Origin of the sequence: Holdemania filiformis (genome assembly GCF_003459085.1) — a bacterium.
GTDB lineage: Bacteria > Bacillota_I > Bacilli_A > Erysipelotrichales > Erysipelotrichaceae > Holdemania > Holdemania filiformis.
In genome coordinates, this window is record NZ_QRUP01000001.1 from 81165 (window position 1) to 97325 (window position 16161).

Below are 16161 nucleotides of genomic sequence, written 5' to 3' on the forward strand. Positions count from 1 at the left end.
TTATTCTGATTTCAGCTCCCGGGCCATCAACAGCTTGATCGCCTGGGACGGCTTTTCGCCTTCATACAGCACGCGGTAGACCTGTTCGGTGATCGGCATGCTGATGTGTTTTTTTATTGATTCTTCATAGATGACCTTGGCCGCTTTCACGCCCTCGACCGTCTTCTTATTGGTTTTCCAGAAAATCTCCGCGCTGTCCTGGCGGCCGATCTGCACGCCGGCCTGGAAATTGCGGGAATGCGGAGACGTGCAGGTGACGATCAGATCGCCGACTCCGGTTAATCCCAGATATGTTTCGGCGCGTCCGCCCTGCGCGATGCCGTAGCGGGACATTTCCGCCAGACCGCGGGTCATCAGCGCCGCCCGGGCGTTGTCGCCTTCGCCCAGTCCGGTGATGATGCCGCTGGCAATCGCCATGATGTTTTTGATCGCCACACCGGTTTCCGAACCGATCACGTCGGTTCCGCGGTAAACGCGGAAATAATCGTTGGAGAACAGCTCCTGAATCTGTTTGGCTGACGCTTCGTTTTCACAGACCGCGTTGACCGAAGTCAGCTTGCGGAGAATGACCTCCTCCGCGTGCGAGGGACCGATCAGAGAAACGACGTCTGTCAGCGTTTCCGGCGTAAAGCATTCCTTGATCACTTCGCTGAGCCGCTGATGCGTCGTCGGATGGAATCCCTTGGCGACGTTGATCACAATCACCGGATGATCCAGGACGGAGGCGGCCTGTCGGCTGACTTCTTCTACCGCCCCGGTCGGCACCGCGAGAAGCAGGATATCGGCGGTTTTGACCGTATCGAAATCCAGCGTCGCTTCAATGGCCGGATTGACCAGCACCTCCGGAAAGTATTTCGTGTTGCGGTGGAGCTTCAGGTCGGCGATTTCTTCAGGACTTTTGCCCCAGACGACGACCTCATGATGATTATCCGCCAGCACCTGCGCCAGCGCCGTACCCCAGCTTCCGCTGCCCAATACGCAAATTTTCATCCTTTGCCTCCTCTATTCCTTACTGCGGGCGATGATCCGGATCGGCGATCCGTCGAAACCAAACGCCTCCCGCAGCCGGTTTTCAATATAACGGCGGTACGAAAAGTGCAGCAGCTGCGGATCGTTGACGAACAGCACGAACGTCGGCGGCGCAACCGCCACCTGCGAAGCGTACAAAATCTTGAGCCGCTGGCCGTTGTGCGTCGGCGCCGGCGTGGTCAGCTGAGCGTCCATCACGACTTCGTTGAGCACATTGGTCGCGATCCGCAGCTGAGAATAGTGATAGACGTCGTCGATCATCGGCAGCAGCGTATTGACGCGTTGATGGGTTTTCGCCGAGACGAACAGCACCGGAGCGTAACTCAGATACACAAACTGCGCGCGGATCTGTTCCGTCACCCGGTTCATCGTCTTTTCATCCTTTTCCACGGCATCCCATTTGTTATAAACGATAATGATCGGCTTGCCGGCTTCATGCGCATACCCGGCGACATGCTTATCCTGTTCGCGAATGCCGCTTTCCCCGTCGATCACAAACAACACGACGTCGCAGCGTTCAATCGCGCTCATCGCACGCAGCACCGAGTATTTTTCAATGTTTTCATAGACCTTGCCGCGCTTGCGGATTCCGGCCGTATCGACAACGACATACTGCTTGCCGTCATGTTCAAACGGAGTATCGACCGCATCACGGGTCGTGCCCTCAATATCCGAAACAATAACGCGTTCTTCTTTTAACAGCGCGTTAACCAGACTGGACTTGCCGACATTCGGCCGGCCGATGATCGCGAAGCGGATGCCTTCCAGCTCCGGCTGCTGCTTTTCGGGAAATGCCCCGACCAAGGCGTCCATGACGTCGCCGATACCGATGCCGTGCGATCCGCTGACCGCGATCGGTTCCGATAACCCCAGCGCGTAGAATTCGTAAATATTTCCCTGCAGCGTCGCGTCGTCAATTTTATTGACGGCCAGAACGACCGGCTTGCCGCTGCGCCGCAGCATCCGCGCGATGAACTCATCGTCGCCGGTCACGCCGTCGCGGCCGTTGACGACAAACAAAATAACGTCGGCTTCCTCGATCGCAATTTCCACCTGCGCTTTAATTTCTTCCTGGAACGGCTGGTTTTCCAGCTGAATTCCGCCGGTGTCAATAAGACGGAAATCCTGCGTCAGCCACGTTCCCTTTCCGTAAATCCGGTCCCGGGTCACGCCCGGAGTATCCTCGACGATGGAAACCCGTTCGCCCAGGATCCGATTAAAAATCGTTGACTTTCCGACATTCGGACGGCCAACGATGGCAACCACACCTTTAATCATGGTTTCCCTCCTTACTCTTTTGCGCCATGATCTGCTTGATCGTGGCGACGACCTCATCAATCGTCATATCTGAGGTATCGACGCAGACGGCGTCCTCCGCCTGCCGCAGCGGCGAATGAACCCGTTCCATGTCCTGCCGGTCGCGCTGTGCGATTTCCGCGACGAGCTGATCATAGTCTGAGCTGATTCCCTTCTGCTGATTCTCGAGAAACCGCCGTTTCGCACGAGCCTGGGGGGAAGCGGTCAAAAAGATCTTTACTTCCGCCGCTGGCAAAACGACCGTTCCGATATCCCGGCCGTCCATGACGACGCCTTTATCCGCCGCCATTTTCTGCTGCCGCTCAACCAGTTTCTGACGCACTGTTTTCAGTGAAGAAACCCGGGATGCCGCCATCGACACGGCGTTCGAACGAATTTCATCCTGCATTTCCACGCCGTCCAAGAACACCTGTCCCTGCGGGGTCAACCGGATTTCAGTCCGGTCGATCATCGCGCCCAGCGCCGCTTCCTCATCCAGCGCCAGCTTTTCATTCAGCGCTTTGTAGGCGATGCAGCGGTACATCGCCCCGGTATCTAAATGGATATAACCACATTCGTGAGCCAGCCGCCGGGCAATCGTACTTTTTCCCGCGGCGCTCGGCCCATCGATCGCAATGTTCAATTTCATTAAATAATTCCTTTCTGAAGCAGGATCCAGTAGACGACGATCCCCAGAACGACTAACAGCGCCAGGATTAACAGAACCAGAATGAAGTTTAACAGGCGATTCGTATAGGATACGGAATCGTTCATGTCGTTCAGCTCGTCTTCATAATCGTCCATCTGCGCCCGCAGCTGAACGGTTTCACTCATCAGCTTTTCCCGCAGTTCTTTTTCTTCCTGCATGTGGGAACGCAGTTTGCCGAAGAAACGGTGCGGCTGGGTTTCCTCATCCTCCCAATCCTCGTCTTCCTCGTCCTGATCTTCTTCCTCCTCGTCGTCCTCCTCGTCGCGGCGACGGCCAAACAGCTTCCAACGCGGCTTTTTCGTTTCTTCTTCGTCCTCGTCGTCCCATTCGTCATCGTCTTCCTCATCGTCTTCGTCGTCGACAATCGGCTGGATATCCGTGGTTTCTTCCTCAACCGGCGGCTTCATCCGACGGGATTTCTTGATTTCCGGGGTTGGCGCCGGTTCCAGCGTCTTTAACATTTCACCGCTGTTGCCGCTCTGATCAAGCAGCTGCTTGACCTCCATCGAGATCGTGTTGCGCAGCGTGTCATCCTCCGGCAGAACAAACGACGGAATATCCATGTCATCCAACAGGTTATCCTTGCTTGTGCTGACCATCTTTTCCTCAAATGGACGAATGGAGCTTTGTTCGCGCAGCTGCTTCAGGATGTTAACCTGCGTGTCCTCGCTGGCTAACAGACCGCGCTGCTTATTGTACTCCTTCACTTCGCTGATGTACTCGTCAAGATATTCATTATTAAAAGAAGCGGCCGTTGGATTCGCTTTCTCTTTCTGCGTTTCATCCGCAAAATAAGCTTCGCGGCGCAGATGGATCGGATCATGGTTTTCTTCTTCTTTAACTTCCAGCTGTTCCGTCGCAGTCGTATCCAAACGGCTTAACCGTTCGGCATAAGCGGAAATCCCCTTCGTACTGATCTGCGATTCCGCATCGTTCTGCAATTCCTGCCTCAGTTTTTCATATTTAGCCTTACGCGACATATTCTGCATACACAGTGCCTCCTAATCTTTTTCATTATATCAAAAATTGACTCCAGTTGCGAAGAAAACTGACGGTTTCCCGATTCTTTTGTGAAAGTAGTCTGTCGTTTTGATCCGCGGCGCCTTTGATTCAAGGACGCGGGCAGATCTTTTCTCCTTATTCCGCACCTGAAGATTATAAAAACAGAAATGGAATCCAATCCCAAAAAAAGCTGGTATGAATACATCCGTTTGTGCTTGATCAAAACAAGCAGCGGTCCGGATTGCAAAATACCAGCCTAGAAATCTTCAGTTTGTTTTCACTTTCTGATCAAAGCAAACCGGCGGATTCCGTTAACGGTGCAGAATCGGCGAGATGTGCTTATATAACAAGAATACCAGCAGCGAGGTCACAATCCCCTTGATCAGATTGAACGGCGTCGTGCAGAACAGTACGAGCGTGAACGCATTGTCGACAAACGGAACGACCTTGGCGCCCATCGAAATGATCGCTTCCAGCGGCATGTTGAAGAAGAACGAATACGCCGGCAGCATCACGAAGTAATTTGTCAAACCGCCGACAAGCATCAGGCACAGCGTCCCCAGGATCATACCGATCAGCGCGCTTTTCAGATTTTTATGCCGGCGGTAATACCAGGCGGCCGGCAGGATGAACGCGCAGCCCATCACAAAGTTGGCCAGTTCCCCGACATACGCCGTACCGGAACCGAAAAACAGACAGCTTAAGAAGACCTTCATCGCTTCGATCGCAACGCCGGCCAGCGGGCCCATCGCAAAGCCGCCGATCAAAACGGCAACCTCGCTGAAATCCAGCTTGTAAAACGGCGGAGCGATAAATGGAATCGGGAAATCAAATTCCATCAGGATAAAGGCGATCGCCGCTAAGATGCTCACTTTAGCCATGGTTTTTATGTTGAAAAATTTTCTGCTTGTCATAATTTTCTCCTCCACTTCTGACAACCTTCGCTTTTTCTGTCCTGACGACAAAAAAAGGTTTCAACAAAACCTTCGGGGTAGCTCTATGAAAAAGAAAAAAACATTCTTTCATCCAGACTTTACTGTCGCCACTGGAATTCCACCAGTTCAACCGAGAAACGGCTCGCGGGGTTTACCGCCGGTCGGGAATTGCACCCTGCCCTGAAGTTTTATCGTCCTTATCATAACCTTCACAAGCGAATTTGTAAAGGCTTTAGCAAAAAAAAGAAAAAGATTTGATCTGCATTCGACCAAATCTTCAGTTTCGACTTAAGCGCGTCCGGAATATTTTCCGTCGGCCGTGTTGATGACGACCATTTCATCCTGTTCGATAAACAGCGGAACACGAATTTCCAGACCGGTTTCCAGCTTCGCCATTTTTGAAGCGGACGTCGCCGTATCGCCCTTGACTGCCGGTTCGCATTCAACGATCTGCAGCTCGACCTTATCCGGCAGAATAATTCCCAGAATTTCGCCTTCATACATCGAAATCATGATGTTGTCATTCGGTTTCATAAACTTCATTTCCCATTCCAGGTGATCCTTCTGGATCTCAATCTGGTCATAGGTTTCGTTGTCCATGAAGACCAACGCGTCGTCGGTATCGTACAAATACTGCATTTCGCGCTTATCGATATGCGCCTGTTCTACCTTGTCACCGCCGGTGAAGGAGATTTCATTGATAACCCCGGTACGCAGATTCTTAACCTTGACCTTAACGATCATCTGACGCATCGCAGTTTTGTTGTGCTGAATATCCAGAACGACAAAAATATTACCTTCATTTTCAAATGTTGTTCCTGGTTTTAAGTCATTTACAATAATCATTACTATTCACCATCCTACCTAGTATATTTTATAGGAATAGGCGATTTTGTCAATGATTTCCCGGCTGCGGACGGCTATTTTCCAAATGAATCCGGTTGCCGAAGCGGCGGTTGCATCCAAAACTGATCGTCGAAGCGATTGTCGCAAACCCCAGATAGCACCATTGGTCAAGATTCAGCCGGCCGCCCAGGATCAAAAACTGAACACCCAGGATCACAGCGCTGACAAAGAAATCCAGCAGTTCCACAGTGTTCTTGGACCGATACATTAAAACCCAGGAAACAAAAAACAGCTCAGCGCCATAAACACAAGTCAGAAACGGCGTGCTTCCTGAGGGCAGAAACTGCAGCGTTTCCCCCAGCAGCATCAAAATCAGAAAGAAAACCGACGCGATCACACTGTCGATAAATTGTTTCATCGTTTCACCTCATCTCTATCTCATAGTTTGTCACTTTCCCGCCGTTTTCATCCAGCGTCATCACAATTTTTTCATATTCTGTCGTCACTTCCGCCATGCCGCCATGCCATTGCACCTCCGCCTGAATTTCCGGCCGCCAGCCATCACAGCGATAATCGTGCTCAAGCTGGCAGCGGATCCAGCGAAAGATCGGAATCAGGCGCAGCTCCTGCCGCTGACCGGCTTCCAGTTGTTCCGCGACCTCAATTTCCGCGTTGATCTGAAGATATCCCAGCGACGTCCAGGCGCTTAAGATCAGAAACCAGGCCAGAAAGAACAGGCTGACAAAGCCGCGTTTATCCCACATCTCCCACGATCGCCTCCCATTCTCCCCGCTCACCCGTCAGATGCATCCAGATCTGCGATTGGCGCTGCTCAAAACGCACGGATTCAACCTGATCGAAAAAAATCCAGGTTCCCGGATGGACTAACAGCCAGCTTCCATTCTGAACAAGCCGGCGGGTTTGACCTTCGGCGTCAAACGTCAGCTGATCGTCGTGCACTTCGATCGATCCGCTGCCCAGCAATAACCGGCGCAGCTGCTGCAGCTGGATCTGATCCTGGGCCGAACGCATTACCCAGTCCTGCCGGCTGAGAAATCTGACGACGGTTGGAATCATCGGCAGAAACAGCGTGACAATCCACAGACTCAGAAGCAGATCGATCAGGATGTTTCCCCGCCGGGTTCGGCAGGAGCGGGCGTTTCGATCGGAATCGGCGTGCATACCGGACATTCCCCCTTTGCTTCCAGCGCCTCCGCAAGCCGTTGATTGCTTTCCTGCTGCCTGCGCTTCACGATTTCATTGAGATGATGGCGGCTGCTCAGCAGCCCTCCGGCCATCAAAATACAAGCAGTGCACAGCGTGATTGCGATCAAGGCATCGCTCAGTAAAAAACCACGTTTATTTTTCAACGATCCGCCCTCCCGCCAACTCCATAACCAGGCATCGCCGGCTGAAGCATACCGTGCGGGCCTGGTCAATCCGCCCTTTCCTGTTGTAATGTATGCGGACGCGGCCGGTTTGGCCTCCGTCAATTTGGGCGGTTTGTTCCCGGCCTTCGCCCATCGCCCGGGCCTGAAGCGGCAGCACCTGGGCAATAAAACGACCGGGACTCAAGTCAGGCTGAATTACAAACGGTATCGTCAGCAGCTCGCAGGCCGCTACAATCGTCAGCGCCAGCAGCATTTCCGTCAGCGTCGTTCCCGCTTTAGCGGACATAAGCCTGACCCTCGCGGATTTCCAGCTGCTCGCCGCCGGAGCATTCCGTCTGCTGCTTCGTTAACAAACCCGCCGATACCAGATCGTTGATCCTTAACGGCAGCTGACCGGTGTCCAGCTTGTATTGCAGAATCGCGGAATCGATGACCTTCAGCTGCGCCGCGCAGCCCTTTTCATCGACGATTTTCATAACCCGCTGAATATTCGGAACAGACAGCAAAAACAGAATGGCCAGCACGCTGACGACGATAATCATCTCCAATAAAGTAAATCCCCTTTTCATAGGTTTCTCCTTTCCTATTTTTTACATCTGACTCATGATTGAAAGCGGCAAAAGCAGAATCTGATAGACGATCAGGATCATTGCCGCAATCGTTCCATACGCAAACAGCTGAAGACCGCGCGCGGTGAACCGCAGCTGATCCAACAGCTGCCCCTGGCGGACTTCGACATAACTCTCCAGCAAAGGCTGAACCTGACCGCTGTGCGAAGCGGTGCGCATCAGCTGCATCAGCGAAGGATCAAGGTATTCGCTGCCTAGCGCAGTTTCCAGACTTTCGCCTGCCAACAGCGCCTGCTCCACATGCCAGCTCATCAACTTCAGAAATGGTTTTTTCGGCAGCTTCTGCAATAACGTCAGCGTTGTCTGCGTCGGACAGCCTTCCTTGAGGCAGCAGGAAAAATAACGTGAGAAATCCAAGCCCAGCCATCGTCTTAAAAACTGACCACGGCGTTTTTTGACCAACAGCACATACGCGCTTAACCGCGCGGTCGGATTACGCAGCCAGACGGCCAGGGCTCCTCCGGCGGCCCCTGCGAGCGCCAGAAAGAAAAACAGCGTGCTTAAGCCGCGGTGCAGCAGCACCATACCGGATGGATCGCGGTCAAACGACTGGATCAGACTGATCAGCACCGGAAAGCAAACCCGGTTGAACAAGGCCAGACCGCCCAGACTGCCGGCGGCTAGAAGCACCGGATAGCCTAGCAGCTTGCGGATCTGACGGCGGTTGTCCGTATATAAACGGTGCAGCCGCAGCGCTAAGGTCAAGGCTTGCTGAGGCGGCATAACCTGCGCCATCGTTTCGAAATCCGCGTCGACGCCTTTTGCCAGAGCCGGAGCTAATCCAGCCGCAAATCCTGTGCCTTCCAGCATCCGCTCACGCAGCGCGGCGATCACCGGATGATTCTTCGGCGTTTCGATAAAGGTCAGGCTTGTCTGCCAGCTCATCGCACTGCCCAAAAGGATTGCCAGCTGCTGACATTCAGAGACCGACAGCCTCCCGTTGTTTCTGCGTAATGCGGTTTTTGAGCACCAGGTCGTCCAGCCGCTGCGGCAACGGGATAAAATTGTCCGGCAGCTGCCCCTGGCGAAGCTGCGCCAGCTGGTCAGGCAGAAGCACTTCATAGACACACATCCTTCCCTTTTGATTTTTTAAGGACACCAACCGCTGACAACTGACTCCGGCCAGCATCTCCATCAGCTGAGTTTCGCTGACTCCCAGTTCGATCATCCGTGTGATCGCCGATTGAGCTGATGAGGCATGAATGCTGGTCAAAACCAGATGTCCGGTCAGTGCGCAGCGCAGCGCCATCGCCGCCGCCACCGGCTCGCGGATTTCGCCGATCATGATAACGTCCGGATCATGCCGCAGCAGTTGGCTGATCCCTTCGTCATAGCCCAGATGCTGACGCTCGTTGATCTGGATCTGAATGAAGTGGTCTGAATAGATTTCAATCGGATCCTCAAGCGTAAAAATCTTGGCAGGGCTTAATTCGTTGAGCATGGCGTACAGTGTGGTCGTCTTGCCGCTGCCGGTAGGGCCGCTGACGAGGAATAAGCCGCTGCGGCGCTTCAGCACTTGCTTAAGCAAATCAGTTTGCTTTTTATCCGGACAACAATCGGTCAGCGTCCAGTCCAGCGTTCCATTGAGGATTCGCAGCACTCCGCTGGTCAGCATTAAACTGTGCATGACCGCAAACCGCAGGGCCAGGATTTTTCCATCCACATCGATCTCAAACCGGCCGGTCTGCGGCCGGCTCCGGTCGCTCAGCTCCAGGTTGGCCCGGTATTGAAGATAGCGGAATAGTTTTAAATCCTGCGGTTCGGTTTCGATGTCCTTAATCTGAAGACCGCAGCGCATCTGCAGCATCACTGTTTCATTGCGGATGGAAAAATGCAGATCGGTGGCGTGCTGTTTTAAAGCCATCCGCAGCAAAGCAAGTAATCGTTCTTCCATATTCTCTCGCCCCCTACACCTTCAATATTGCGCATTTTTGAAAAAAGCCCCCTAAAAAAAACAAAAAAGTTGAATTTTCATCATTTTTTACTCAAATTGAAGAAAAAAAAACTGGCAGCACACAGTTCAAGCGTTGTGCTGTCAGCTTCTTTGATTAAAACATTCATTATCCCGGGGCGGGCTAAGCGTGTTCCTTGTTTTCAGTTTATTTCCGCCAATAGGCGCTGCCGTCGGCTGTCCGTTCCAAAAAACCATATTCAATTAATGCCCGGCGCAGATAGACATGATCATGCCAGATTCGTTTGAGCATCGTGTTGATTTGCTTTTCGGTGTACTGAACTTCGGGTTTGAAGTTCTCCGCGATCTGCGCCAGCACCGCCAGCTTACGCTTGGCCTTTGCGGGCATTTCCTTCAGCGCGCCCTGTGCGTCAAAATACGTTTTCAGAATCGTATCGCGTTCCTTTTCTGTTAATTCATATCGCTCATCCCGCATCACCGCCGCCGCGTGCGCATCGATCAGTTTCGTATCGTTGAACTGCTGGATGGCCCGGCCGCTGTTTTCGTTAAGCAGATTCATCATCATGACAAACAGCTGCGCCTGCTTCTGCTTTTCCCGCAGCTTAAACCGGTAATTGCGGATAGTCGATAAGGTTACGCCTTTTTCCTTCGCAATCTCCTGATCACTTTGCCCGGATGCAAAAGCTTGAATCATTTCCAACTGCATCGCGCTGATGCCCAACGCCTCCGGACCTAACCGAAGCAGCATTGCCAGCGGTGAACCATGCGCATTTTTCACATGCAGGTTCATCTTCCGCTCGCCCAAAACCCACCGATCGTCCTGCGCGTAGATTTCCTGAAGATGATAACGCTGCCCGCAAAATAAGCATTCTGCTTCATCGTCAATAATCCGGTATCCGCGTCGAATTTCCTCAGCGTCGGCGTCCCATAGTTCCTGTTTTTCCATTTTTCTCAACCTCCTCTCGTATTTTATATAAACATTATACACTATCATCTATTTATTTGATAGATATTTTTTATAACATCTACATTTTCATAATCACTTTTTTTCATTTCTTCTTTTCACTGGCTTTTCCCGCTTCTCTTCCCTCGTCAGTTTTCCTGATAAATCAAAAAAAGCGCCGGCCGCTAAGCACAACGCTTGTGTAATTTAATTAACGGCGAGTCCGCAGGAAGGGATTGTCGTTTAATTCTTTTTCCAGAGTTGTCGCGGCTCCATGGCCTGGATACAGGTTTAACTGCGGGTTCAGCATCCGGACCATCTTCAGCGTCTGGCGCATCTGCGAATCATTTCCTAACGGCAGATCCGTCCGGCCTACACTCCCTTCAAAGACAACGTCGCCGCAGAAGCAGTCCTGACCGATTACAATCAGCACGCTGCCTGGCGTATGGCCCGGCGCTTCCAGAATTTGAAGCTCGATCTGCCCTAACTTCATCGTGCCTTCCATTAACGGAGTTGTTTGGGTGCGGACATGCGCGGTCATACCGGCCATCCCATTGAGCGTTTCATCTTCAAGCAGAACCTGATCCGCAGGATGCACATACACTTCGCAGTGAAACTGCCGGACCAGTTCGTCAACCGCGCCGATATGATCAAAATGACCATGTGTCAAAATGATTGCCGCCGGCACCCGATCCTGCAGCCGGTCCAAGATTCTCTGAGGTTTGCCCGTTGGATCCAAAATTAACACGGTTCCCTGATCCTCAAGAATATAACAGTTGGTCGCAAACGCGCCGGACGGAATTGTTTCTATTTTCATCTTTACCTCCATTACCGCGCATAACGCGGTCATAACGATTGCATGAAAGCAAGCTAAGATGTCTTACTTTCGCCTTTCACCTTCGATCAGATTATGAAGAATATCAAAAATAAAAAAAGCCAGAATCCGGCTTCTTTTATTTTTTCTCCTTGTGAGCTGTTTTCTTATTGCAGCGTGGGCAGTATTTCTTGATTTCCATCTTTTCAGGGTGTTTTCTCTTGTTTCTTGTCCCAATGTAATTTTCTTCGCCGCATTCAGAACATTTGAAAGTAATTGCGTCTCTCATGAATATTCCTCCTAATAATGCTAAACAAGTATAACATAGTTTTTTTTAAATTACTATATTTTTTGAAAAACCTGTTAATTCTGTGATTTTTTCGGATAAAACTTACTGCACCGGCTCCGGCGACGTCTGCGGATCGTTGGAATCCGGGGTCGGCGGCAGCGCCGGGGTTTCCGTCGGCACAACCGGATTGGAATCCGGCTGCACCGGTGTTTCAGAATTCTGCGCCCCATCGTCCGGATTGTAAATGGCCTTTGTCAGTTCGTTGGTGATCCGCAGGCAGAGATTGCTTTGCGAACCGCCGCCGGTAACCCAGGCGTTTGGAATCATACACGCCATCGCATAGTCCGGATTTTCCGCCGGTGCATAAGCGACAACGCTGTTGTTGGTCGTATCATAACGGGTTGTCGTTCCATCTTCGTTGGTCACGTTGATAAATGATTCCGCCGTTCCGGTTTTCGCCGAGATCGTCACCGGCACATCGGTTAAGCCATAACAGATCCCGCCGTAAACGCAGGCATTGAAGCCCTGCCGCACGCGGTCCAGAGCAGCCGTATTTTCCAGCGTCGACATAACGTTGACATAGTTTTCATAGACGACGTTCTGTGTACCCGGATCAAACGCCCGGCGCACTAAGCGCGGCTGAATCTTCTTACCGCCGTTAGCAATCGTCGATACATACTGCGCCAGCTCGATCGTCGTGTAGTTGTCCAGCTGTCCGATCGCAAAGTCCAGCGTATTGCCGGCATTGGCCAGTTTCCCCGGCATATAGCCGACCGCTTCGTTCGGCACGTCGATGCCCGTTAATACGCCCAGACCAAACTGACTGTAATAGCTGCGCATCAACAAATAGGTATTCGCGTCGATCTGCAGCGGATTGTTTTCAATATACGTGCCGCCGCCCAGACGAATCGCAACGTTGAACATAAACACGTTGGACGACTGCGCCAGGGCCTGAACATCGTCAACCCAGCCCAGTGTCTTCCAGGATTTCTTAATCGGCGTATCCTTAATTTTGATATAGTTATCTAAAATCTTCTCGCCCGGCTGAATCACACCCTGATCCAGTCCCATATAGACCGTCGCGCCTTTGACCACTGATCCCGGCGCGTAAGCGTCGGTGTAGATACTTGTCGGGCTGGCGCTGATCGAACCATCCGCATTGCGGATCATGCACGACATTGCCAGGATATCGCCGGTATTCGGATCCTGCAGCACATACATAATCCGGTCCATATACGGGCGCAGCGGATCATCCTTATATTCCGTCAGCACCTGGGTTAAAATTTCATCCAGCTTCTGCTGCAGACGCGCATCAATCGACAACTCCAGATCATAGCCCTTAGAACCCTCGTTCACCTCGCTCAGATAACCCGTGCCGTTTTCGTCATAAGCCAGATCATAAACCGAGCGCTTGCCGCTGAGCAGACCTTCATATTGCTTCTCCAAACCGGAACGGCCAACCTTTTCATTGCGGGAATAATCCAGCGCCAGATAGTAATCCAGATCCTCTGACGGCAGCCCCTGCTTGGAGGTCGTCACGGTACCCAGCACTGATTTCAGCATCGTCCCGAACGGATACTCGCGATCCCAGTCAAAATCCACGTTAAAGCCTTGATATTCTTCCATGTGTTCGATTAAAAACGCCGCTTCCTCCACAGTAACATCGCTTTTAATAATCTTGGTCTGACCGCTGGACGGCATATCCATCGCCTGCTTGACAACATAGGCCTTACGCAAATCGGTATCCAGCGTCTGCAGATCCTCCTCGGTAATCCGCGCCAACTCCAGATAATAAATGTCATTGTCATTCAGATCACCTTTATAATACGCCGCCATTTCTTCTTCGGTGATCCGTTCGGCGTCGATTTCCTTTTTATGCAGACTCAGATACAAATCCTTCAAATCCCGCGTCCCCAGCTGCGTTTCATCGACTTCATAATCCGTTGAAAAACGCCGCGCCAGTTCCCATTCTTTTTCATCGGAAATACCCTGGGGCGGAAAATATGTAATATTTAAACGTTGTTTATTGCCGACCAGCACCTGACCGTTGCGGTCCAGCATTTCACCGCGCGGGGTCGTCACCGTCTGATACCGGCGGGTATAGGTTGCCAGCTTTTGCGCGTAGTCTTCAGTTCTCAGCATCTGAATCGTATACAAACGCACGACGATGGCCGCCATGCCCACGCAGACCGCCAGCGCGACCAGCTGAAAACGCCGGGTAACGATCTTGCTTAAATCCAGCGCTTTGCGCAGGTGTTCGCTGCTGCCCTCCCAGTGCAGTTTCTTATCATCTTTGGTTTTTCTTGGTCCAAGTAACGGTTTATTTGTCATGCACGATCTCCTCGTATGCCTTATTATACCTTATTTTTTTCTGATTGAAGCTAAAACTTGCGGCGTCCGGATGAAAACCTGCATCACATCCCCTTTTTCAACGGGATCCCGCTGAAGGCGATAAAAGAAAAACAACGGCCAGGCCTACGCCCAGCCGGTTTAAGTCTGATCTGCGATTTTGAGTCATTCCGCTTGAACAAAGAAGATTTCCCTATTCCATGAAAAAGGATCTTCCCCTGATCGTAAGGCCGCTTTTGTGCGGAATCGCTGTCTGCGCCGCCGAACATTTTAAATTCTGCGCACTGCGCTTACTTCTTAGAAGCTTCCTGCGGCTGATGAACAATCAGCATGTCGTCCGCTTCAATCCGTGTGCTGCCGTCCGGCACCCGCATCGTCTTTCCCCGCAGAATCATCATGATCAGAAGCGACGGCGGTAAATTCAGTTCCTTGATCCGACGGTTCTGCCACGGATGGCCTTCCTCGATCAGGATCTCCGTCAGCGCCAACGGCATCGCCGCCGTCAAGGCCGGCGCGATTGCGATCACCTGATCACCCTGCTCGATCACGGTCTTCCCCTGCGGAATCAGAGTGTCCTGTCCCCGGCGGATCATCGCCAGCAAAAAGTCCGGCGGCAGATTCAGTGCCTGGACCGGCTGCCCGATCCACATATGCCCCGGGCGGATATCCAGCTGAATCATTTCAATGGCCGGATCATCCTTATAATCGTTAAACGTCTTCAATACATCCGCTCCTGAATCGATCATATCCAGCTTGCGCGCAATCCACGGCAGCAGCGTTCCCTGCAGACTGATCGACAACAGCACCAGACAGAAAACAACGTGAAACACATCGTAGCGGGTATAGGCCGGACTGACCGTGACCATGATCGCGAAGACAATCGACGACGCTCCGCGCAAACCGGCCGCGCCGACCAAAACCGTCTGCCGCCATGAACCCGCAAACGGCTTTAATAATAAGCTCACCGCGATCGGCCGGGCCACCAACGTCAAAAACACCATGATGGATAATGCCGGAACGATGACTGAGGGCAGCTGGGACGGAAACGCCAGCAGCCCCAACAAAAAGAAAATTACAATCTGCATCAGGCCCGTCACCCCGTCAAAAAAATGCACGAGCGAACGTTTGTTGCGGATCGGCGCGTTTCCCATCAGAATTCCAGCCAGATACACGCACAGATAACCGTTTCCGCCAAGAGCGCTGCACAGCGCATACGCCAGCAGCGCCAGACCGACGACAAAGATCGAATCAAAACCTTCCGTCGCAAAATCAAACCGATTTAAACAGGCGATGCCCACTTTAGCGCACACCCAGCCGGCCAGGCCGCCTAAAACCAGCTGCAGCGCCAGCATTCGGGCAAACGTTGCCGGATCACCCTCGCCCGCCATCATCGTTAAAAGCATGACCGTCAACATATATGAAAACGGATCGTTGCTTCCGCTTTCCAATTCCAGCAGGGAGTCGGTATTTTCTTTAAGCGCCAGCTTTTTGCTTCGCAGAATGGAAAACATCGAAGCCGCGTCGGTGGAGCTGATCACCGCGCCGATCAAAAAGCTTTCCTGCCATTCCATCCCGATCCCCCAATGACAGAACGCACCGGTCAGCGCCGCTGTCAGAAATACGCCCAGCGATGATAACAACAGCGCCGGCGCGGCTACCGGCCGGGCCTGCTTCCAGCGTGTTCCGAAGCCGCCGTAAAACATGATATAAATCAGGGCTGCCGTACACAGCTTTTCCGCGAACGCATAGTTCTCAAACGGAATCCGGAATAATCCGTCGCTGCCGAATACCATGCCTAATAAAATAAACAACAATAAACTGGGCACGCCCAGCCGAAACGAAAGCTTGTTGCAGAGAATGCAGATCATCAGCACCCCGCCGCCTAAAATTAACAGTTGATTGAAATCGATATCTTTTCCTCCTCTCTTCGATCGTCCAGGATCCTCCATGATCGCAATTCTCCGGATCCATCCGCTCCTTCTGACTCGTTGGATTTATTATATCATATCCGCGCCGT

General features: G+C 52.1%; 19 protein-coding genes and 1 riboswitch. All 19 genes read right to left on the reverse strand.

All coding sequences use genetic code 11. The annotated features are described in order from the left end of the window. The 19 genes from DWY25_RS00360 to DWY25_RS00455 all read right to left on the reverse strand — a co-directional run bounded on the left by DWY25_RS00360 (position 1) and on the right by DWY25_RS00455 (position 16093). Positions 1–990 carry an NAD(P)H-dependent glycerol-3-phosphate dehydrogenase gene (locus DWY25_RS00360; protein WP_117892260.1) on the reverse strand — a complete coding sequence of 330 codons (990 nt, stop codon included), beginning with the start codon at positions 988–990 and terminating at the stop codon, positions 1–3. A gap of 12 nt (positions 991–1002) precedes the next feature. Further along, entirely contained in the window at positions 1003–2307 is a 1305-nt protein-coding gene (der, locus tag DWY25_RS00365; RefSeq protein ID WP_006060309.1) for a ribosome biogenesis GTPase Der, read from the reverse strand. Continuing rightward, positions 2300–2974 carry a (d)CMP kinase gene (cmk, locus tag DWY25_RS00370; RefSeq protein WP_117892263.1) on the reverse strand — a complete coding sequence of 225 codons (675 nt, stop codon included), beginning with the start codon at positions 2972–2974 and terminating at the stop codon, positions 2300–2302. The genes der and cmk overlap by 8 nt, the downstream gene beginning before the upstream one ends. Beyond that, entirely contained in the window at positions 2974–4023 is a 1050-nt protein-coding gene (locus DWY25_RS17635; RefSeq protein WP_181981623.1) for a hypothetical protein, read from the reverse strand. Before DWY25_RS17635 ends, cmk begins: the two co-directional genes overlap by 1 nt. 324 nt (positions 4024–4347) lie before the next feature. After that, positions 4348–4950, reverse strand: a complete 603-nt coding sequence (locus tag DWY25_RS00380; RefSeq protein ID WP_117892266.1) for an ECF transporter S component — start codon at positions 4948–4950, stop codon at positions 4348–4350. 96 nt (positions 4951–5046) lie between these two features. Further along, a riboswitch (FMN riboswitch) is annotated at positions 5047–5163 on the reverse strand. A gap of 96 nt (positions 5164–5259) precedes the next feature. Then, positions 5260–5817 (reverse strand): elongation factor P, encoded by a 558-nt coding sequence (efp, locus tag DWY25_RS00385; protein WP_006060304.1) that lies wholly within the window; start codon positions 5815–5817, stop codon positions 5260–5262. 49 nt (positions 5818–5866) lie between these two features. After that, positions 5867–6235 carry a hypothetical protein gene (locus DWY25_RS00390; protein ID WP_117892269.1) on the reverse strand — a complete coding sequence of 123 codons (369 nt, stop codon included), beginning with the start codon at positions 6233–6235 and terminating at the stop codon, positions 5867–5869. 4 nt (positions 6236–6239) lie between these two features. Next, positions 6240–6581 (reverse strand): hypothetical protein, encoded by a 342-nt coding sequence (locus DWY25_RS00395; protein ID WP_117892272.1) that lies wholly within the window; start codon positions 6579–6581, stop codon positions 6240–6242. Beyond that, the gene (locus DWY25_RS00400; protein ID WP_181981624.1) at positions 6571–7008 is read right to left on the reverse strand and encodes a hypothetical protein; all 438 of its coding nucleotides are present in this window, start codon (positions 7006–7008) and stop codon (positions 6571–6573) included. The genes DWY25_RS00395 and DWY25_RS00400 overlap by 11 nt, the downstream gene beginning before the upstream one ends. Next, positions 6939–7187 (reverse strand): hypothetical protein, encoded by a 249-nt coding sequence (locus tag DWY25_RS00405; protein ID WP_117892278.1) that lies wholly within the window; start codon positions 7185–7187, stop codon positions 6939–6941. Before DWY25_RS00405 ends, DWY25_RS00400 begins: the two co-directional genes overlap by 70 nt. Then, positions 7177–7494 (reverse strand): hypothetical protein, encoded by a 318-nt coding sequence (locus DWY25_RS00410; RefSeq protein WP_117892282.1) that lies wholly within the window; start codon positions 7492–7494, stop codon positions 7177–7179. The genes DWY25_RS00405 and DWY25_RS00410 overlap by 11 nt, the downstream gene beginning before the upstream one ends. Then, entirely contained in the window at positions 7484–7777 is a 294-nt protein-coding gene (locus DWY25_RS00415; protein ID WP_006060297.1) for a competence type IV pilus major pilin ComGC, read from the reverse strand. Before DWY25_RS00415 ends, DWY25_RS00410 begins: the two co-directional genes overlap by 11 nt. A gap of 21 nt (positions 7778–7798) precedes the next feature. Then, the gene (locus tag DWY25_RS18065) at positions 7799–8722 is read right to left on the reverse strand and encodes a type II secretion system F family protein (RefSeq protein WP_338067135.1); all 924 of its coding nucleotides are present in this window, start codon (positions 8720–8722) and stop codon (positions 7799–7801) included. Positions 8723–8756: 34 nt separating this feature from the next. Further along, complete coding sequence (locus tag DWY25_RS17915) at positions 8757–9731, reverse strand: ATPase, T2SS/T4P/T4SS family (RefSeq protein ID WP_117892288.1); 975 nt, start codon at positions 9729–9731, stop codon at positions 8757–8759. 205 nt (positions 9732–9936) lie between these two features. Next, positions 9937–10695 carry a DUF2087 domain-containing protein gene (locus DWY25_RS00430; protein ID WP_117892292.1) on the reverse strand — a complete coding sequence of 253 codons (759 nt, stop codon included), beginning with the start codon at positions 10693–10695 and terminating at the stop codon, positions 9937–9939. A gap of 208 nt (positions 10696–10903) precedes the next feature. Continuing rightward, positions 10904–11509 carry an MBL fold metallo-hydrolase gene (locus DWY25_RS00435; RefSeq protein ID WP_039865038.1) on the reverse strand — a complete coding sequence of 202 codons (606 nt, stop codon included), beginning with the start codon at positions 11507–11509 and terminating at the stop codon, positions 10904–10906. Positions 11510–11645: 136 nt separating this feature from the next. Beyond that, positions 11646–11795 (reverse strand): 50S ribosomal protein L33, encoded by a 150-nt coding sequence (gene rpmG / locus DWY25_RS00440; protein WP_039865037.1) that lies wholly within the window; start codon positions 11793–11795, stop codon positions 11646–11648. Positions 11796–11897: 102 nt separating this feature from the next. Next, positions 11898–14126: a peptidoglycan D,D-transpeptidase FtsI family protein gene (locus DWY25_RS00445; protein WP_117892294.1), complete on the reverse strand. Its 2229-nt coding sequence runs from the start codon at positions 14124–14126 to the stop codon at positions 11898–11900. 308 nt (positions 14127–14434) lie between these two features. Continuing rightward, positions 14435–16093: a potassium/proton antiporter gene (locus tag DWY25_RS00455; RefSeq protein WP_117892299.1), complete on the reverse strand. Its 1659-nt coding sequence runs from the start codon at positions 16091–16093 to the stop codon at positions 14435–14437. Between the last annotated feature and the right edge of the window lie 68 nt (positions 16094–16161).